Source organism: Candidatus Dedyshia acidiphila (genome assembly GCF_051025295.1).
Lineage (GTDB): Bacteria > Acidobacteriota > Terriglobia > Terriglobales > Acidobacteriaceae > KBS-83.
This window is the reverse complement of record NZ_JBMGJV010000027.1, coordinates 40430-59675: the sequence shown is the minus strand read 5'-3', so window position 1 is coordinate 59675 and position 19246 is coordinate 40430. Positions and strand designations below refer to the sequence as shown.

Genomic DNA, 19246 nt, shown 5'->3' with positions numbered 1-19246 from the left:
CCCCCCCGCTCTCTGCTGACACGTCAGGGAGCGCTGCCTCCGCAAGCCCCGCTGTGGTCGGCACCGGCGAGCAGACAAGCACGGTCGAGAACGAGAACTATCGCATCGTCTTCACCAGTCGTGGCGCAGAGGTGAAGCACTGGGTGCTGAAGAAGTATTCCGACGACCAGGGCCATCCGCTCGACCTGGTGAACCCCGCGACCGCCGCCAAGTTCGGCTACCCTCTCTCGCTCTACAGCTACGATCCCAACCTGCGGCAGCGGCTCGCAACGGCACTCTACGTCCCCTCGGCTCACGGTGCCATTACGGCCCCGGGTGAGCTGACGTTCGACTACGCCAGTAATGGCCTGGTGGTGAAGAAGAGCTTCCGCTTCGACGCGAGCTATGTAGTGCACGCCACCGCCTCGGTGACGGTAAACGGCGCGGCCGTCCCCACGCTGCTTGCATGGCCCGGCGGCCTGGGTGACCAGACCACGCTGCCGACCTTCGCCAATACGCAGTTTGCCCGCTCGCAAAACGGCAAGTTCTCTGGCGAGGCCGCCAAGAAGGTCAGCGGCGGAGCCACTCTGAACGGTCCATTCGACTATGCAGGCATCAGCGATCAGTACTTCGGCGCGATCCTGCTGCCCGATCAACCGGAGCAGGCCACGGCCGTATCGCTGAACCAGGGCTGGAGTGTGCCGCGCGACCCGAAGAAGCCGACTGGCGAGACAGAGCCGGTCCAGGTTCTGGGCGTGGCTGTGGGCTCGCTGAGCACGCCGACCGCGCTGCGCATCTTCGCCGGCCCCAAGGTCATCGATGTGCTGAGCAGCGTGAAGGCCACGTCTGCGAGCGGCACGCCGACCGGACCGAACATCGAGCCGATCCTCAACTTCGGTTGGGTGGCGTGGATTGCGAAGCCGTTGTTCGCGATGCTCCGCTTCACCTACGACCACATCGTCTCCAACTGGGGCTGGGCGATCCTGCTCCTGACCGTGATCCTCAACCTCGCGATGCTGCCGACGCGCATCACCATGATGAAGTCCGCGCTGAAAATGCAGAAGATTCAGCCGGAGATGCAGCAGATCAAGGAGAAGTACAAGAAGTACGGCGCCACCGATCCCCGCCGGCAGGAGATGAACAAGGAGATCATGGCGGTGCAACAGCGCGAGGGCGTCAACATGTTCGGCGGCTGCCTGCCCATGCTGATCCAGTACCCGCTGCTGTTCGGCTTCTACCGCATGCTGATGAACGTGATTGAACTGCGCCAGGCGCACTGGGCGTGGTTGCACGATCTGGCGGCGCCGGACCCGCTGCACATCCTGCCGGTGTTCGTCATCCTCACCATGTTCACCACGTCTTACCTGTCGCCGTCGCCCGGTGTGGATCCGGCGCAGCAGAAGATGATGGCCTTCATGATGCCGGCGATGTTCGGGTTCATGATGTGGAACTTCGCCTCGGGCGTGGCGCTCTACTGGGCCGCGGGCAACATCATCACGACCGCTATCCAGCTCGTGATGAACCGCACCAGCATGGGTCGCGAGATGCGGGCCATCGCCGCCAAGCGCGCGGCCAAGCGTCTGCCCCGTGGGGCACCGGCGCGCCGCTAGCCGGTCCCGCAGGCCCCGTATAGGATAGGGAGCTATGCCGATCGAAGACTATCGCGCTGCGGCGACCACCATCTCCGACTTTCTCAAGCTGCTGACCACGACCGGGCTGCGCCTGAAGTACCGCATCACGGCCGGCGAAGGCGCCGCCGATCCCGATGGACTCGAAGCGCGCGAGATCTACGTCGAGATTGCCGGAGTCGACGCTCCCCTGCTCACACAGCGCAATGGTGAGTTGCTGCGTGCGCTCGAGCACATCGCCGCCAAGATGGTACGGCTCGAGCCCGAAGAGCACGATCGCATCTCCTTCGACAGCGGCAATTTCAAGGCGATCCGCGCGCGCGAGATGCGGATGGCCGCCGATGCAGCCGCGGAGCGCGTGCGCCGCAGTGGCGCGCCCTACAGCTTTCCCCCGATGAGTTCGCGCGAACGGCGCATGCTGCACCTCGCCTTCCGCCAGTTCGAAGATCTCGAGACCGAGAGCAGCGGCGAAGGACTCCGCCGCTTTGTCGTCGTCTATCGCAAGGGCGATCAGCATGTGCCGCCGCCGGTCGCGCCTGCGGGCTTCTCGCGCGGAGGCAGTGGTGGTCGCGGTGGCAGTGGCGGTCCACGGGGTCGCGGTGGAGATCGTGGTGGAAGCCGCGGCGGCCGTGGTGGCTTTGGCGATCGGCGCGGTCCACGTCGCTGATCGGTGTCGCCTGTTCCCCCCACATTTGACCCATCATGAGTGACGCCACGCGGGACGACAGCGGCATCTCGCAGCCTGCACCCACCTCCCGCATTGCGGACGACACCATCGTCGCGATTGCCACGCCACCCGGACGCGGCGGCATCGGTATAGTGCGGCTCTCCGGACCAGCTGCTAGCGATCTGCTCTTGCCACAGTTACAAATTCGCGCCCCGCTTGAACCCGGTCGCGCCCGCTTCTGCGTCATTGTGGACCAGGGCGTGCGTCTCGACGAAGCCGTCGTCACCTTCTTCGCAGCTCCGCGCTCCTACACCGGCGAAGATGTGCTCGAGATCGCGGCGCATGGCTCGCCGGTCATCCTCGACCTGCTGGTGCGGCGTGCGCTCGAAGCCGGAGCGCGGCTGGCCCGGCCGGGTGAGTTCACGCAGCGTGCGTTTCTGAATGGCAGGCTCGATCTGACGCAGGCTGAGGCCGTGCGCGACCTGATCGCGGCTGAGACGCTCTACCAGGCGCGCGTTGCCGCGGCGCAGCTTGAGGGCTCACTCAGCCGCAGTGTTGCGCCCGCGAAGGAGCAGCTCCTCGAGCTGATCGCGCTGCTCGAGGCCGGCATCGACTTCGCAGAAGACGATATCGACGTCACGCCGGATGCGGAGTTGACGCGCCGGCTCGACACAGTGGAGGCGATGCTGCGCCCGCTTGCCGCAAGCTATCGTGAGGGCCGCCTCGTCCACAGCGGGCTCACGATGGCAATCGTCGGTCAGCCGAACGCGGGCAAGTCGTCGCTCTTCAACCGTCTCGTCGAGCGCGAGCGCGCCATCGTGACCGCGACGCCTGGCACCACGCGCGATCTCGTCAGCGAGCGCATCGCGCTCGACGGCATTCCCGTGGAGCTGGTCGACACTGCCGGGCTGCGCGAAACCACTGATGAAGCCGAACAGCACGGAGTTGCGCGCACACGCGGCGCCATTGCCGAGGCCGACGTTGTACTGCTGGTGATCGACGCATCGCGTATGGCTAACGGGCTCGCGCTCGACGCGCCGGATGCTGCACTGCTCGAGTCGCTCGCCGACCGCAGACCGATTCTCGTGCTGAACAAGATCGACCTGCGGCCTGAACTCATCGCCGCCGTGCTTACCGGTGTTAAGCCCGCAGATGCGGCGAACGAGATTGTGGCAGTGTCGGCGCGCACTGGCGAAGGCGTCAAGGAGTTACGAGCGCAGTTGCTCGCGCGTGCACGCGGCGGTGCCGCGGCCGGAAGCGGTGCGATGCTGACCAGCCTGCGGCACTACGAGGCGCTCTCGGGAACGCTCGACGGCATCGCCCGCGCTCGCGGCGCCATCGCGCAGTCGATCCCCCACGAGATGCTGCTGCTCGACCTCTACGCCGCACTCGAGCAGCTCGATCAGCTCACCGGCGCTACCACCGCCGACGACATCCTGAACCGCATCTTCTCGAGCTTCTGCATCGGCAAGTGATCTGTCGCCGTCACTGTAACCAGATCAGGTTTCGAAACCACCTGTCTAAGAGCTAACGCTGCGGTTGTGTCGCCTTGCGCTCTTCCTGCGCGGCCTTGTCGTCATTCACGGTTGCCTTGTTCTGCTGCGACTCCGCTTTGGTCCTGCTCTTGGCTGCCTTCTCTTGCTGCTTGGTGGCCTGGTCCCGCTGCTTCTGGGCGTGCTGCTCCAGCTTCTGCCGGCGCTGCTCTTCCTTGAGCTGCTTCTTCTGTGCCTTGAGCTCGTCCTTGGTGGGCGTCGCACCCGCAGTGCCTTGCGCGGTGGTCGTGGTTGTTGTCTGGGTCGTGCTCTGCTCGCCTGTGGTCTGCGCGCGCGCGGCACTTCCGGCGGTCAGAACGAGCGAGAGTATTGCGATCGAGAGCGTCATTACCGATCTGTTCTTGAACATACATTCCTTCGCGGGAGGTACATCAGCATCCGCATGCCACCGCGTTCCCTTTCGGTGTTTCTTCAATGGACGGCAAGCTCCCCCTATTGAGTTGTGCGCGAAGCCACTTAGAAACCGGAGCCGGGCCTATGGGAGACGGAAGCCCTGAATGGAACGTCCGGCACATTTGCCGAGCACGAGTCGTCGCCGTGATGGCGACAAATACGATCAGCGAGGGGCCGGCATCCTACACAAGACCGGCGACCACGCCGTGTGAGGTGAGCATGAGCAAGAGCTTGATCTGGGGATTGGTGTCGTGCGCGATGGCCGGGTTGGTCTACTACCGGGCGGCGACGCAGTCGAAGTCAGTGGTGCCTGTTGACAAGGCCGCGGAGAAGCTTCGTGAGGCCTGGGCGGACCATCACACGGTGGCCTAAGGCAGCAGCCGGGAGGAGTTCCGGCAGGGAGAATCGGCCAGTCGTCTGACGAGGAGCGATCCCCGGCACCAAGTCCAAGGCAAAAAAAAATTGGGAAGCCCCGGGGTTAGCGGCTTCCCCCCTTGAAATTGGAGTGACCTGAAAGCAAAGTACCGGTAAGGACGATCGTGAACAGCTAGGAAGATGCAGGGGATATGCAGAAACCCGCAGTTTTCCTTAGCGGTGGTCGATATTTCGTTCTGCCGGAGAGCGCGGTGGCCGTCGACAGGTTCGCCTGAGAACTAAGAAGGGTGGCAGGGGGATCTCCCGGCCACCCTTTTGTTCGTTTTGAAGCAGTCTAGTGATGCGAGGCACCGCCGCCGCCCGCGTGGGTGGCTCCGGCACCCGCTCCGCCGCCCATGCTGGGGCCGCCCGAGACGCCCACCGGTCCGGTATGCGGGCTGCTGTAGGTGCCTGCTCCCATCGAGCCACGGTTGCCGGCCCCGGGCGTGCCCATACCGGAAGCACCCATACCGGACGGGGTCATTTGAGCATTGCCCATCTGGGCGGCAGGGGCAGCCGTGGTGATGTGGGTGGCCGCAAGCGCATGGCTGTGGGACATCATGCTGGCAGCCGCAGGTGATGAGGGCGGAGCCAGGTAGATCGGGCGCTCCACGTTTCCGTGCTGCACTGCATGATTCGACACGCCATCCAGCTTGCCGAACACGCCGCGCGGCACACCCAGACCGGCCGAGTTGCCACGGAAGGTGAAGCTGCCTGACTTGGGGACGATGCCGGACGCGCTCCGTGGATCATAGTTGACCGGAACCAGCCCACTTCCGGGACCGGGCGTCGGAGGGTGGGGCGGCCGCAGTTGATTCGGTCCGACCGGCGCGTTGCGGCCGGGAGTGTTGAGGGCGGCTACGTTGTTCACGCCGTTCCAATTGTTGCCGGGCGTCCAGCCATAGCCCACGCCGGGGCAGTAGCCCCATGAACCCGAGTGGTACGGTGCCCACGCCCAGGGGTACTGCGACACATAGGAGTAGCCGGCGGACGGGTAGTAAGCCCAGACGCCGTTGCTGTACGGGCTCCAGTTGGCGCTGGCGAAGTAGGGACGCCACATGCCGGAGCAACTGCCGCCGCTGAGGAAGCTGCCATAGTAGTTCAGGTCCGCGACGCCGTACTGATAGCCGCTACCGCGCATCTGGTTCATGCTGGCGAACTGGCTGTGGTACTGGACGGAGCGCTTGTCCCAGTCATCGAACGGGCCCGGCTCGCGCTTGCTGACCAACGTGGGCGCCGCCGAGTCGAAGACCAGTCCCTTTTTCTTCGCGACCATCTGCGTGCCGCCGTCCCCGGTGACCTGCACGGAGCCGTCAAGCACGTCGAGCCGTGGCGCGCCTGGGCTCATCGAGAAGAGGACGTGCGCACCCGGGGTGAGGGTGATGCCGCGCTCGCCGAAGGCGAGGTTCAGTGGCGCATCCACATTCGGGACGCCCCGTTGCGGCTTCACCATGCTGGCGTAGACCTGCCCCGCGGTGACGTGGATCGTGGTCTGACGATTGCCATTGCGCTCTGCCGAGAGCACGGGAAATTCGACCTGCGAGTTGGGCGTGAGACGCAGTGAGCTGCCGTCCTCAAACTCAACCTCGGCCGTGCCGTCACCGGTGCGCAGGCGCGCGCCCTCGACGATAGGCAGGTTGTTAAAGGCGGTCTCGAACTCATGCGTGCCGCGGTCGAGCTGGACCGCGCCGTTCACCTCGCTCAGTCGCACAATGCGCACGCCGTGTGCCGCGCTCACGGTCGCCGTATCGGCGGGCGTGGGCGGAGTGGCAGGCGCAGCGGTTTGCTGGGCGGGTGCGCTGAGGGTGCAGGCGGCGAACGCGAGAACAAACGCAGGGATGGTCAATGACTTGCTCATGAAGAGCTCCCATCATGCCGCTGGGACAGGTGCCGCTGCTCCAATGCTGGTGGACGGAGCAGCTCGGATGCCCGGGCCAACTTAATATAGCCCCGTTTGCTGGGGAATGTCGCCAAGGTAGTTACTCGTGCGAGGTTTGCCTGTTGGCAATGTCATAACTGGACTGGAGAGCCGGGCGACTGGCCAGTGGCCACCGAAGGCGCAGCAGCGAACAGCCCGGCGAAGCTCCTTGGGACGCAAGACCCAGCATCGCCGAAGCAGTTGACCACGGCGCCCCGATCACGAACCGGAGAACGAGCTCGCCTGCGCTCATCCGCCTACCTTGCTGCCTTCTGCGCCCTCTTGACCGAGTCCATCGCGGTCTTCGCTCCCTTGTAGCCAAGCAGGCGGAACTCCTTGCCTTCGAGCCCGTGGTAATTCACGAAGAATGCTTCGAGCTCTTTGCGGAAGGGCTCCGGCAGGTCGTCGAGCTTGGCTATGTTCGCGAAGGCATGCGTGGCCAGCGCCACCGCGATCAGCCGGTCGTTGCGGGTGCGCTTTTTGCCTTCCACCTGCTCGCCTTCCATGACGCCGATCAGCCGCGCCGGGATCGCACAGCCGGCGAAGGCAGGCACATCCATCAGCACGAGGACGTCGATCGGGTCGCCATCGTCGGCCAGTGTGCGCGGCACAAAGCCGAAGTCATGAGGGAAGACCATGCCCTCCGGCAGCACCTTGCGCAGTGCGAAGACACCCTGCTCGTGGTCGTAGGCGTACTTGTTGCGGCAGCCCTTGGGCGTCTCGATCACCACCTGGAGCAGCTCTTGTTTGGATTTTGGGTTGGATGGATCGGGAAGGAGCGGTTTGAGTGTGTGGAGCGCTGCCAGGGAGGCAGGACCACCTTTGCTTTTCTTGGCCATGGCTATTGTGAATGGGAGGTTACAGCGCTGGAAATGGATGCATTCGCAAGGCTTAGGTGTGTCCCGAGGTAGGTCTAAGCCGCCTTTACAGCTTTGGGAAACAGATTCGGAATTCGGTACGCAGGTCATTCCCCATGCGCTAAAGGTGGGAGGGAGGCGCCCCGGCATGGGATGGGAGTATCGGTCTCGCGGCAACTGGCTGCAGAGGATATGCGATGACGACAGCAATCGGAGCGAAGGTGGCGTTTGGGATCCTGGCCCTGTATCTCAGCATTCCGCTGTCGATCATCGCGGTGCAGAAGGTCGCACAGGCGACCGCACCCATAGCCCTGCCGCCAGTCTCGGTTCAGATCGCGGCGCGCTAGCTTTCCCTCGCGGCGCGCCGCGACAAAACGCGTACGCCTAGGCGGCGGCGATGCGGTGGGTCAGGTCGTTCTGCTCCTGCCGCGATTCGGCGCCGATGGTGAAGGCGTCGAGCACGCCACTGTTCAGCGCGAAGCGGAGCCCTTCGGACGGCCGCTCGCGCAGCGCACCCTGGCCCAGGATCTTCATCCCGACCACGCCGGTGCCTTGCTGCTTCATCTGGCGCACTGTCTCGATCACCGTCTGGGCGTCCGCGTCCATGTGCGCGCCAACCGGGTTCAGCCGCACCAGGTCGATATCGACCCAGTCCGCATGGCGGGCCGCATCGCGCAATGCCGCGATGCTGTGGCAGGAGACGCCATGAGCACGGATCGTGCCCTTCTGCTTCGCCTCTGACAACACGTCCATGACGCCGCGGTACCGGGTGGTCCAGTCCGGCTCGGTCGTGCAATGGATCAGCACGATGTCGATGGTGTCTATGCCCAGCTCGCGCCGGAAACGATCCAGATCCTGCCGCACGCCCGCGGGGTCGCGCGTGTCGGTCTTGGTCATCACGACAACCTTGTCGCGTGGGAGCTGCTTGACCGCGGCAGCGACATACGGATGGCTGCCGTAGGAGTCCGCGGTGTCGAAGAAGCGCAGTCCGTTGTCGTGATAGCCGTCGAGCAGCAGCCGCACGAACGGATCGGTGCCGATGCGGGTCTGGTTGGACGCACCACCACCGCCAATGGTGCCGGTGCCCATGGCGAGGCGGCTGGTGCGGATGCCGGTGCGGCCGAGCACCACCTCGTCACTGGCGCGGTACTTGCCTCCCGCGGACGGGATCTGGTCGAGTGTGGCGGCGAGTGCGGAGCGCCGAGCGGTCTTGCCGGCGACCCAGGTGGCCGCGAGCCCGGAAGCAGTGCGGCGGAGAAAGTCACGACGCAGCATAAGAGTTCTCCTCGCGGGCAGCATACGCCGCCGCGACTGACACGTGCGAGCTGTGAAGACGCCTAGGCGGGCCCGGCCAGCGACGCATCCTGCACGATCTGGAACTTGCCGTCCGGCGTGCGCGCGATGGTGGGTGCATAGGTGCCGATGAGTTGCCGGCGCCACCAGGCTCCAGTGGCATGCTTCTCTTGGATGCTGGTGAACCAGTACTGCCACAGCACGGCGCGAACGTAGCGCGGCGGCGCAGCCGGAAAGGGATTGGCCGCGAACAGCCCGGGCACGTCGCGGTCGTTGGTGAGCAGGGCCTCCTCGGCGCGGGGCACGAACGGGTACTCCGGCCACGAGCCGAGCGACGCGAACCACAGGTTCCAGTCAAATCGCGGCTGGTACGGGGCGTAGATCCCGGGCGCCGTGGTGAGGCTCTGCGGCTTGTAGCGGAAGGGATATGGCGTCCAGGTGACGCCGTCGTTCGAGCCCTGGAACTCGACCTCATAACGATGCGGCGTCATGGTCGCGAACAGTCCGTACTCGTTCGCGATGCGGAACGGTTCAAGCGCCACCACGGGAGCCGACGGCAGCGGCAGCGCGCGGCTGAACATATGCAACAGCAGAAAGCACGTGCTATAGGTGAGCCACGCGAAGACGACAGCGTTGATGGCAGTGCGCGCGGCAACCAGGTGACGACGCCATGCTGGTGCGGTCGGGTCCGCTTGGATAGGCGCGGGTGTCACCGCATCGGCTGGAAGACCGCTCGTGAGGCGCGCAGGCACGAAGCGGCGCAGCAGACGGTCGTCGAGCAGCAGGATGCCGAGCACCAGCACCAGGTAGTTGAGGAATGTGTAGTTCGCTGTGACAATGACGCCCGCCTGCCACACCGTCGCGATCACAAAGCAGGCGATGCGCCACGGTCGCGGCAGCAAGGCGAGAAACACCAGCGCCAGCTCAAGCACCAGCGTCGCTCCCGCGCTGAAGCGGTGCACCCACTCCGGCGCGTGCTGCGCATACCAGCCGATCCATGTCGGCAGCGGGCCGTTCTGGTAGTACTCATCCATCGCGGTCAGGTCGCGCCACGTGGGGTCGCCCGAGAGCAGCTTCACCGCGCCCGATTGGAAGTAGATCCGGAACCACTCCCACAGCAGTAGCAGCACGGGCGCCCACGGTGGTGGTGAGTCCGCGCCCAGCCCGGGCCGCAGGCCGCGCGGCGCGAGAAAGAGGCTGATGAAGCCCGCCTCAAGCAGCATGCCATCCGACTGGTAGTTCGAGAAATCCTGCGCGGCCACGACGAACGAGAGAAATCCGACAAAGCAGGTCAGCAGCATGAGCCTCGGCCACAGGTTCACGATGAGAAGCAGCGACGCCACCATGCCGACGACAGAAAGCGCGATCAGTGCGGCGTTGCTGCTCGAGAGCCACAGCACCGTCGGCGCATACCAGAGGCGGAGCGCACCCAGACTGCGCACCCGATCGAGATAGTCGCCGGCGGGCAATAGGCCGTGCGGTCCGATCAAGCCGCGAATCTGGAAAAACAGCGAGTAGAAGGCCGAGAGATAAATCAGTCCGAGCGCGCGCAGAAACAGCCAGCGTGCGATCAGGCGCGTGCGTGCGCCCTCACCGGGTGCGGTGCCGAACAGAGTGCGGAGAAGAGGAAGCGCGTGCGCCATAAACGTTGTCCCACGACACTCTGGGCCGCGCCCGACTGCCTCAGGGCGCGGGAGTAAGAAAGGTCGTCACTTCCTTGAGACGCGCGTCGAGGCTCTCCTTCTCCTCTTTTGCATATCGCTGTTGCAACTCGATCTGCTGCATGGCTTCGTCGCGACGGCCGAGGTGTGAGTAGGCTCGGGCCAGCCGGTAGTGCGCCTCAGCCAGCGCAGGCTTGATCGCGATCGCCTTCTCGAGCGGTGCTGTGCTGTCCTGCCAGTGCGTCTCTTCCTGCTCGAGCACGCCAAGCTGATACCACGCATCCGCAAGCCGCGGATCGGCAGCGAGCGCCTGCTGCAACAGCGTGCGTGCACGTGCGTCATCGCGCTCGCCGGCCGGACGATGAAGCAGCGAGGCGGCAGCATAGTCGGCGGCCTCGGCGTTGTGCGGATGCGCCGCGGCGAAGTGGTCCAGGCCCTCGCAGCCGGTGGTGCCTGTGTCCTGAATGCCGGCGCAGCTGCGGCCGAGCAGGCTGGCGTACGTGGCGTTGTCCGGGTCCGCCGCGAGCAGCGACGAGAAGATCGCGGCTGCCTCCTTGAAGCGGTTGTCCGCGTAGAACGCGATGCCATGCGCTGCTTTCAATCGCTGGCTCTCCGGATATCTGTTCGCGCCGTACTCGGCGAGCTTGGCAGCCGGCTGCCACGAAAAATGACGCAGCAGCTCCACCACCCACGCGTAGAGGTTTGGCTCACTGGGGTTCAGGTGCGCGGCCTGCGAGAAGTGCTGCTCGGCCTCCTTGTAGTGGCCCAACCGCTCGTCCACTTCGCCAGAGACCTCTTCGATCGCATCGTTGCGCTCGGCCGGCGGCACGGCTTGCAGCACGCGCTCGGCGTCCGCAGCACGATTTGCAAGCAGCAGTGCAAGCGCCTGGTCGTGAAGCGTGCCAGCGTCGAGCGGACCGAGAGCAGCCGCGGCGGCAAAGGCCTCGGCGGCATCGGCAGGGTGATGCGTCTCGAGCCGCGCGGTCGCCAAGTTCACAAGTGTCTGCTGATCTTTGGCGTCCAGATGGTGGGCCGCTTCAAGCTCCGGGATCGCGTGCGCGGCATCGCCCAGCTTGAGATAAGCAGTGCCCAGGTTGGCGCGGGCGAGCGCCGTGCGCGGCTCAAGATGCGCTGCCTGCGCGAGCAGCGGCAAGGCTGCTTTGAAATCGCCGGCCTCGGCGTGAATCAGGCCAAGCGTCTCGGCGATGGCGTAGTTGCGCGGATAGCGGGTGTGGAGCTGGTTCAGAACCGGCTCTGCGTCTGCGCTATGGCCCTGATCGTAGTCGGCAAGCGCGTGATTCAGGCGGGCGGCGTCTGCGGTCGATAGGCCGGCGGCCGGGCTGTGCTGCTGGGCGCGCAGAGACGCGGGAACAAGGGCCAGCCACAGACACGTCGCCATCACAGGCACAAAAAAACAATGCCGGCGATAGATCGGCCGGCATTGGCAGGGAGAGTGCTTCTTGGTCATACGTCTAAGCGGATCCCTCCCGCGCGGCCGGTGTGCTGGTCCGCATGGGAGGGATTGTAGTGGTTAGAACACGTACTTCAGAGCGAACTGGAAGAACCGCGAGTCTGGTGTGTAGCTCTGGAAGAAGCGTGAGCCGGTGATCTGGCCACCGTTCGAGCCGAGGTTCGTCGTGCTGGGCTCGCCATAGGCTGGAGTGTTCAGGAGGTTGAAGACGTCAGCGCGGAACTGCAGGTTCTGCTCGCGCCAGGTCTTGAATGCCTTGAACAAGGACATGTTCACGCGGTTGTAGCCGGGCCCGTGAATCTGGTTGCGCGGGCTGCCCAGGTAAAGCAGGGCCGCCTGGCCGGAGACATTGGTCGGGACGCCATTCGTGCCGAGGTCATCTGCCTTGGGGTTGCGGAAGGCGCAGGGGTTATACCAGTTCGCAACCGTCCGCACCTTGGTGGGGCAGGAGAACACGTTCGGGTTTGGACTGGTGGTTCCGTCCGCATTGATGACCGGAGCGGTGTAGCTGGGGTCGGGTTGACCGCCGCCCTTGAACGGATCCGAGACACGGATCGCACGCGCACTCGCGCCACTCGGGTTGGAAATGTTGCTCGAGTAGACGGTGAACGGCTCACCGGTCTGTGCGGCGAAGGTGAGACTGGTGGACCATCCGCCGATCAGGTAGTCGGCGAATCCGTTGGAGTTGGCGTACTTGCGGCCATGACCGATGGGCAGCTCGTAGTTGCCGTTGAAGGTAAAGCGCTGGCGTACATCGAACGGAGAGCTGGCGTAGTCCAGGTTCTCCGGGACGATGTTGGTGCCGCGGTATCCACCGTCGCCCGTGCTGCCGAGCGGCGTGGGCGCGTCATCGAGCGCATGCGAGTAGGTGTAGCTGGCCAGGAAGTTCAGGCCATTTGCGTAGCGGCGCTGTAACTTGGCCTGCAGCGAGTTGTAGTTGCTGGACCCGGTGTAGGACGTATACGTCACACCGAAGTCCGGGAACGGCGCCAGCGGGTTCGGCGTTGGATTGCCGAACGAGTTCGGTGCCAGGGCAAGCGGCCCGTTGGGGTTGGGGAAGACCTGCAGGTGACGGCTGACCGAGCCCACATACGAGACAGTCGCGACCATGTTCGAGGAGATACCGCGCTCCACCGAGAGGTTGAACTGCTCGCTGTACGGCGTCTTGGCCTTCAGATCGCTGCCGCGCAGGTTGGGTGTATTGATCGCGTTCTGCAGACCGGCAGCAATCGCGTTCGAGAAGCCAGTCTCGAGCGTGAAGCCGTTGGTGGGGCAGCTACCCGTATTGCATCCGGTGGCCGAGTTGAAGCCCGAGTCGAACTCGAACGGGTAGTTCTCACCCAGGTTCGGGAAGTAGCCGGTGCTCTCCAGGCCACCGAAGAAGATACCGAAGCCGGCACGCATTACCGTCTTCTCATCCAGCGTGTAGGCAATGCCGACGCGGGGTGCGAAGTTGTTCTTCTGCGACTCGACCAACGACCTGTTGCTCGTGTACTTGAGGGCGATGTTGTCCTTCGCCAGCAGGTTCGAGAAAGCAGGGGCGAGCGGCGTATTGCGCTGGCTGTTGGGCAGGTAGTAGGTCGCGGTTCCGCCCCCTGGCGTTCTGGAGTCGGTGGGCACGAAAGAGGCCTGGTTGTCATGGCGCTCGTAATAGGGCTGGAAGTATTCGTAGCGCAAGCCGAGGTTGATGGTCAGCTTCTGGCTCGCCTTCCAGTCGTCCTCGAGGTACGCTGCGCGATCCCAGCGGACATCGTCCGTGTTGAAGACGTTCGAGATGGCCGAGCTGTTCTGCAGGTTCAGCAGGAAGTCCGCCACGCCGATGCCGGTGTTGCTGGTGCCCGGTTTTGAGGTGTACACGCCGGTGTAGTTGTAGGTACCGCGCGGCTGTGTGGGCTGCGAGGTGGAGAACCGGACGCGCTGGAAGTTCACGCCGGCACGCAGCGACTGATTGCCTGCCTGCTTCGTGACGTTGTCCAGGATCTGGTAGACGTTCTCGTACTCGTTCGACGCGTAGAACTGCGGTGAACCGAAGTGCGCGATGCCGCTGACGTTGATGTACGGCAGACCGTCGTTGTTCTTGTTCGTCGGGATACCGCCCAGACCCAGTGAGGTGGCGAGGCCGGGGTTGTTCGAGTTCTCGTGGAAGAAGCCGAAGTGCCCGTAGTTGTAACCGAAGCGGAACTCATTGGTCAGCGTCGGCGTGAAGACGTGGGTATAGCTGCCGGCGAAGTTCTCACCCAGGCTGAAGATGTTGCCGGTATCGGAGAAATTGCCGCCATCGAGGATGGGACCGAGGGGGGCCGGGTGCAGCGACGGCTCATGCGAGTAGCTGAAGCGACCGAAGATCTGATCCTTCTGGCTCAGGTTGTAGTCGGCGCGCGCGTCCCATTGCCAGGTGTTGTCGCGCGTGTTGGTCTGCGTGGTGTAGTTCGCGAAGGTCTTGCCCGGGGCCCCCACGTTGGGCAGGGGGAAGAGGTTCAGCAGGTTCTGTGCCACCTTGTCGATCTGGTCGGGGCAGATGACGTTGACCTGACCATTGCAGTTCAGGGGCGTGACGCCGGGGTTGGTGGTGCTCGGCTGATAGAGCTGAATCGCGTTGCCGCTCTGGTTGTTGGTGCGGGTCAGCAGCTCGGTGAAGTTGCCCTGGCGCTCGAGCGCGGTCGGCACCGTTAGACCGGACTGCGTCTCGCCGAAGATGATGCGGTTGGCCTCGACGTCTCCGAAGAAGAACAGCTTGTCCTTGATGACGGGCAGGCCGAGCGTGGCGCCGAACTGATTCTCGCGGTACTTCGGAACCGTGGGGCCGCCGAAGAACTCATGCACGTCGAAGGCGTCGTTGCGGAGATACTCCCACAGGTCGCCGTGAATGGCATTGGTGCCCGACTTGATCGAGGCGTTCACGACCGCGCCTGCGGAGTGACCGAACTCGGCCGAGTAGGCGCCGGTCTGCACCTTGAACTCGGCCAGGGCGTCCGGCGGAGGCCGCACGACGTAGCTGGCGCCGTTCAGGAAGTCGACGACGTTGGTGTTGTTGTCCACACCGTCGAGGATGAAGTTGTTCTGCTCCGCGCGCTGGCCGTTGGCGTTGAAGTCGCCCTTGCCTGCGCCACGTGATCCGCTCGGCGGATCGACGCCGGCAGTGAGCTGCGCGATGAAGATCCAGTTGCGGCCGTTGAGCGGCGTGTCATTGATGGTCTTCGCGCTGAGCACCTGGCCGGTCGAGGCCTCCTGGGTCTGCAGCAGCGGTGGTGCCTCGGTGACCTCGACCGTGGTGGTCGCGGCGCCGGTGGTGAGCTTCAGGTTCACTTCGGCGCGCGACTGAAGATCGACGCGGACGTTCGGCTGGCTGGTCGTGGAGAACCCAGGCGCGGTGGCGGTCACCTTGTAGTCACCGATCTTGATCGGGGAGAAGGTGTAATTGCCGCTGGCGTCGGTGTTGGCCGTGAGTGAGAAGCCGTTCTCGACGTTGACTACGGTGACGCTGGCATTGGGAATGCTGGCGCCGGTTGGATCGGTGACAGTGCCGGTGATGGCACCCTGATCCTGCTGAGCGGTGGCGGTGGTCGCCTGACCGAGCAGGAGAAGGATAAGGACGAGCAGGTAGCTCAGCGGGTGGCTGAACAGGCTGCTGATCCGGGCGGATCTCCCTACAAAGTTGCGTCGCATCGATGTGCCCTCAATTGACTGGCCTCTGAAATGAGCGGCTCTAACGGGCCGCTAAAAGTGAAAGCGCTTTCACTGCTGCGCGCGTTGGGCGCCGGTTCAACAGACCGGAGCAACGCGAGAGGCACATTAATCGGCGCAGAGAGCCTTTGTCAACGGTTACATAGTCACTTTCTGGAGCCCTGGTGCAGACACCAGGTGCGGGAAATCGCCAGAAGAAACCCTTTTCTGGTGACGTTGTATGCTGGTGGCCGTTTGACCACGCGCGGACCCGGGATCTTCCCTGGGGCTGTCCCGGGCTGACGGATGTGCAGGAGAAACAATGGATCGCAGAGATTTTTTGAAGACCACCGGTACCTTGATGGCCGGCGCAGCGCTGACACCCGAGGCCCTGAATGCCGCGGCCCTGACTGAAGAACCAGGCGGAAGCGCCGCGGCAGCGGCGGGACGCCGTGTGCTGCCGATGAATCGCGGCTGGCTTTACAACGCGAAGGCCGCTTCAGGCGCGACGGCGCGGGAAATGGACGAATCGGGCTTCGAGAAGGTGGTCATTCCGCACACAAATGTGAAGCTGCCCTGGCACAGCTTTACAGAGAAGGACTACACGTTCGTCTCGACGTATCGACGCCATTTCCGGACCCCGGAGGGGGCTGCAAATCACCGCGTCTTCGTTGACTTTGAAGGGGTTATGACCGCCTCAACGGTGTGGCTGAACGGCACCAAGCTGGGCGAGTACCGGGGCGGTTACACACCGTTCTCATTCGAGCTGAAAAACCTCGATCCGGGCGCAGAAAACGTCCTTTCGGTCGAGGTGGACTCGACCGAAAGGGCGGATATTCCGCCGTTTGGTAATGAAATTGATTACCTCACCTTTGGCGGGATCTACCGCGAGGTGTCTCTCCGCGTCGTGCCGGAGACGTTCCTCGAGAACATCTTCGCTGCTCCGAAAAATGTGCTGACGACGCCGACGGTCGAGGTGCGCTGCTACCTGGATCGACCGGCGCAGGCTCAGCCGGGCCGGTACTCAGTTACGGCCGAGGTGCTGGACGGCGACAGGGTGATCGGCAAGGCGACGCAGGCGATCGCGCCTGCCGCGCTGGCGAAGACGGACACGCCGCACGTGGTGCAGATTGCGCAGCTCGAAAAGGTGGAGCTGTGGGACCTGAACCACCCGAAGCTCTACCAGGTGCGGGTGCGGCTGCTGCGCAACGGGCAGCCGGTGGACGAGATGACGCGGCGCATCGGATTCCGCGAGGCGACATTTACGGATCATGGCTTCTCGCTGAACGGAAAGGTCATCAAGCTGCGCGGACTGGACCGGCACCAGACCTTCCCCTACGTCGGTCAGGCGATGCCGGGGCGGGTGCAGCGGCGGGATGCGGACATTCTCCGGACGAACTTCCGCTGCAATATCGTGCGCACGTCGCATTACCCGCAGTCACGGCATTTTCTCGATCGCTGTGACGAGATCGGGCTGCTGGTTCTGGAAGAGATCCCGGGCTGGCAGCACATCGGTCCGCAGGAGTGGCAGGACCTGGCGGTGGACAATGTCGGGCGCATGATCCGCCGCGACTGGAACCATCCGTCGATCGTGCTGTGGGGCGTGCGCATTAACGAGTCACGCGACAACCACGACTTTTACACGCGCACGAATGCGCTGGCGCACCAGCTGGATACAACGCGGCAGACGGGCGGCATTCGCTACTTTCAGGAGTCGGAGTTTCTGGAAGATGTGTTCACGATGAACGATTTCGGCTGGCCGCTGAAGAAGCCGAATCATCCGCGCTACCTGAATACGGAGTTCGTGGGCCATACGTATCCGTGCAAGACGTTTGACAGCATGGAGCGGCTGCGCGAGCACACGATTCGTCACGCGCGAGTGCACGATCAGCTGGCCTCCGATCCGCAGTATGCGGGTGGCATCGGCTGGTGCGCGTTCGACTACAACACGCATGCGAACTTCGGCTCCGGCGATCGCATCTGCTACCACGGTGTGGCGGACATCTTCCGCGAGCCCAAGCCGGCGGCGTTCTTCTATAAGTCGCAGTGCGATCCGGCGGAAGAGATTGTGCTGGAGCCGGCGTTTCACTGGGCGCGCAACGACGAGTCGACCGGCTTCACCAAGGGGCTGATCTGCTCGAACTGCGACCACATCAAGATCTACAGCGACAACGTGATGGGCAAGGGAGGCGGCGAGCACCTGCTGGCCGAAGCCGATCCGGATCGCGAGCAGTTTCCGCACCTGAAGTACGCGCCGTTCGACCCGGACTTCGGCGACAAGATCCGCGATTACTGGGGCGATCTGCGCATTGAAGGCTACATCGGCGGCAAGCTGGTGGCGACGCGGCGCTACTCCGGCCGCGGGACCGACGATGCATTTGTGGCAGTGCCGGACGACACGGAGCTGGTGGCGGATGGTGCGGACACAACGCGCGTGCTCCTGCGCGTGAACGATGAGTTCGGCGCGATCCGCCCGTTTGCGACCGATCCGATCGAGCTGGAGCTGGAGGGGCCGGCGACGCTGATCGGCGACAATCCGGCGCCGCTGATCGGTGGCGCAGTGGCGGTGTGGGTGCGTGCGGGGGAGCAGCCCGGGACGGTCACGCTGCGGGCCAAACATGCGCGGCTGGGCACGAAGGAAGTGCGCTTTACGTTGACACCGGCAGAGGCGGAGACGGTCTAAAGGGGCGACGCGACTACTGGCGAGACGGTTACTGGCGAGACGAGGCCTCTGCGTCCGCCACGGTCGCGTAGTTTTTCAGGACCAGGTGCACCCTGGTGATCTCGAGCAGGGTCATGACACGGTCATTGGCGCCCGCGAGCACGACGTGGCGCCCGTGTTTTTCCGCGGAGACGTGCGCGTTCATGAGCGCGCCGAGCCCGGCCGAATCCATGTAGGGCGTGTTGCTCAGATCGATGATCAGCAGTGCGGGCTTGTGCTGCTTGACCTGGTCCTGGAAGGCGAAGAGGCCGCCCAGTGTGAGGGGTCCGTCGACCTTCAGGATGGAAACAGAGGAGTCGCTGCCCGGGGCTACGGACAGGATCAGTGGTTCGTCGCGCATATCGCGAGTGTACGGATCGCTTCATTACGGCGCGATGAATTGCAACTCACCTAGGCACCAGATCGGGCCAGCGGGCGAGGTCGTCCGGCGTATCGATGTCCCACTCGCCGCCGCTGAGCGGGACGGTGGCCGCCTCGGGATAACGGGCGAGCACCGGGCCGGCGCCGCGGTCTCCGGTGAGGGCGCGCAGTTCCGGAAAGTGCATGGCGGCAAAGAGCGCGGGGACGCCGCGTGTGTCGCCATAGCGGCTGGCGACCAGGCTACTGCCGTCGCGCCAGCGGGCGACCAATTGCAGCAGGTGCGCGGGCGTGACGGCCGGCTGATCGCACACAGTGACCAGCAGGGCGGGCGCCGCGGAGGCCAAGTCCAGCGCACAGTGCAGCGAGCTGGCCATGCCGGCGGCGGGATCGGGATTGCTGACGATCCGCACGGGCAGACCGGCGAGCAGGGCGCGGTGGTGGGCTGCGTCCGCGCGCAGCACGATGAGCGGCTCCACGAACCCGGCTGCAAGCAGCACGCGCGTGGCGCGGAGCAGCAGCGCCTCACCCGAGAGTTGGGCGGACTGCTTATCACCACCGAAGCGGCGGCTGCTGCCCGCGGCGAGCAGGACCGCGGTCACGGAGCGAACATCGGGCAGTGAGTGCGGGGCATCCATACGGAGAGCGGCGAGCCCCGGGAAGTGGCGAA

General features: G+C 64.4%; 15 protein-coding genes. 6 read left to right on the top strand and 9 right to left on the bottom strand.

Annotation, left to right across the window (positions count from 1 at the left end; translation table 11 throughout):
* The 3 genes from yidC to mnmE form a co-directional block, all read left to right on the top strand.
* The coding region (yidC, locus tag AC5IJH_RS12310) for a membrane protein insertase YidC (RefSeq protein WP_491903121.1) at window positions 1-1589 on the top strand (1589 nt) is incomplete at its 5' end.
* Between the two features lie 34 nt (window positions 1590-1623).
* Window positions 1624-2274: a Jag family protein gene (locus tag AC5IJH_RS12305; protein ID WP_491903120.1), complete on the top strand. Its 651-nt coding sequence runs from the start codon at window positions 1624-1626 to the stop codon at window positions 2272-2274.
* A 35-nt stretch (window positions 2275-2309) separates the two neighbouring features.
* Window positions 2310-3749: a tRNA uridine-5-carboxymethylaminomethyl(34) synthesis GTPase MnmE gene (gene mnmE / locus AC5IJH_RS12300; RefSeq protein WP_491903119.1), complete on the top strand. Its 1440-nt coding sequence runs from the start codon at window positions 2310-2312 to the stop codon at window positions 3747-3749.
* Window positions 3750-3801: 52 nt separating this feature from the next.
* Here the strand turns inward: mnmE and AC5IJH_RS12295 are convergent, their stop codons facing one another.
* A complete protein-coding gene (locus AC5IJH_RS12295) occupies window positions 3802-4176 on the bottom strand; it encodes a hypothetical protein (RefSeq protein WP_491903122.1) in 375 nt (124 codons plus the stop codon).
* A 263-nt stretch (window positions 4177-4439) separates the two neighbouring features.
* Here AC5IJH_RS12295 and AC5IJH_RS12290 point away from each other — a divergent pair, with 263 nt between their 5' ends.
* Window positions 4440-4592 carry a hypothetical protein gene (locus AC5IJH_RS12290; RefSeq protein WP_491903118.1) on the top strand — a complete coding sequence of 51 codons (153 nt, stop codon included), beginning with the start codon at window positions 4440-4442 and terminating at the stop codon, window positions 4590-4592.
* Window positions 4593-4929: 337 nt separating this feature from the next.
* Here the strand turns inward: AC5IJH_RS12290 and AC5IJH_RS12285 are convergent, their stop codons facing one another.
* Window positions 4930-6492: a DUF6600 domain-containing protein gene (locus AC5IJH_RS12285; protein WP_491903117.1), complete on the bottom strand. Its 1563-nt coding sequence runs from the start codon at window positions 6490-6492 to the stop codon at window positions 4930-4932.
* Between the two features lie 317 nt (window positions 6493-6809).
* Window positions 6810-7391, bottom strand: coding sequence for an inorganic diphosphatase (locus AC5IJH_RS12280; RefSeq protein ID WP_491903116.1), 582 nt, complete (start codon window positions 7389-7391; stop codon window positions 6810-6812).
* A 215-nt stretch (window positions 7392-7606) separates the two neighbouring features.
* Between AC5IJH_RS12280 and AC5IJH_RS12275 the strand changes: the two genes are divergently transcribed.
* Window positions 7607-7756, top strand: a complete 150-nt coding sequence (locus tag AC5IJH_RS12275; protein ID WP_491903115.1) for a hypothetical protein — start codon at window positions 7607-7609, stop codon at window positions 7754-7756.
* Window positions 7757-7793: 37 nt separating this feature from the next.
* Here the strand turns inward: AC5IJH_RS12275 and AC5IJH_RS12270 are convergent, their stop codons facing one another.
* The 4 genes from AC5IJH_RS12270 to AC5IJH_RS12255 all read right to left on the bottom strand — a co-directional run bounded on the left by AC5IJH_RS12270 (window position 7794) and on the right by AC5IJH_RS12255 (window position 15500).
* Window positions 7794-8684 carry an aldo/keto reductase gene (locus tag AC5IJH_RS12270; RefSeq protein ID WP_491903114.1) on the bottom strand — a complete coding sequence of 297 codons (891 nt, stop codon included), beginning with the start codon at window positions 8682-8684 and terminating at the stop codon, window positions 7794-7796.
* Window positions 8685-8746: 62 nt separating this feature from the next.
* Window positions 8747-10345 carry a lipase maturation factor family protein gene (locus tag AC5IJH_RS12265; protein ID WP_491903113.1) on the bottom strand — a complete coding sequence of 533 codons (1599 nt, stop codon included), beginning with the start codon at window positions 10343-10345 and terminating at the stop codon, window positions 8747-8749.
* Window positions 10346-10385: 40 nt separating this feature from the next.
* Window positions 10386-11762: a tetratricopeptide repeat protein gene (locus AC5IJH_RS12260; RefSeq protein WP_491903112.1), complete on the bottom strand. Its 1377-nt coding sequence runs from the start codon at window positions 11760-11762 to the stop codon at window positions 10386-10388.
* A 132-nt stretch (window positions 11763-11894) separates the two neighbouring features.
* Complete coding sequence (locus AC5IJH_RS12255) at window positions 11895-15500, bottom strand: TonB-dependent receptor (protein WP_491903111.1); 3606 nt, start codon at window positions 15498-15500, stop codon at window positions 11895-11897.
* Between the two features lie 319 nt (window positions 15501-15819).
* Here AC5IJH_RS12255 and AC5IJH_RS12250 point away from each other — a divergent pair, with 319 nt between their 5' ends.
* Window positions 15820-18180 (top strand): glycoside hydrolase family 2 protein, encoded by a 2361-nt coding sequence (locus AC5IJH_RS12250; protein ID WP_491903110.1) that lies wholly within the window; start codon window positions 15820-15822, stop codon window positions 18178-18180.
* 28 nt (window positions 18181-18208) lie between these two features.
* Here the strand turns inward: AC5IJH_RS12250 and AC5IJH_RS12245 are convergent, their stop codons facing one another.
* Entirely contained in the window at window positions 18209-18559 is a 351-nt protein-coding gene (locus AC5IJH_RS12245) for an STAS domain-containing protein (protein ID WP_491903109.1), read from the bottom strand.
* Between the two features lie 46 nt (window positions 18560-18605).
* Window positions 18606-19214 carry a nucleotidyltransferase family protein gene (locus tag AC5IJH_RS12240; protein ID WP_491903108.1) on the bottom strand — a complete coding sequence of 203 codons (609 nt, stop codon included), beginning with the start codon at window positions 19212-19214 and terminating at the stop codon, window positions 18606-18608.
* Window positions 19215-19246: the final 32 nt, after the last annotated feature.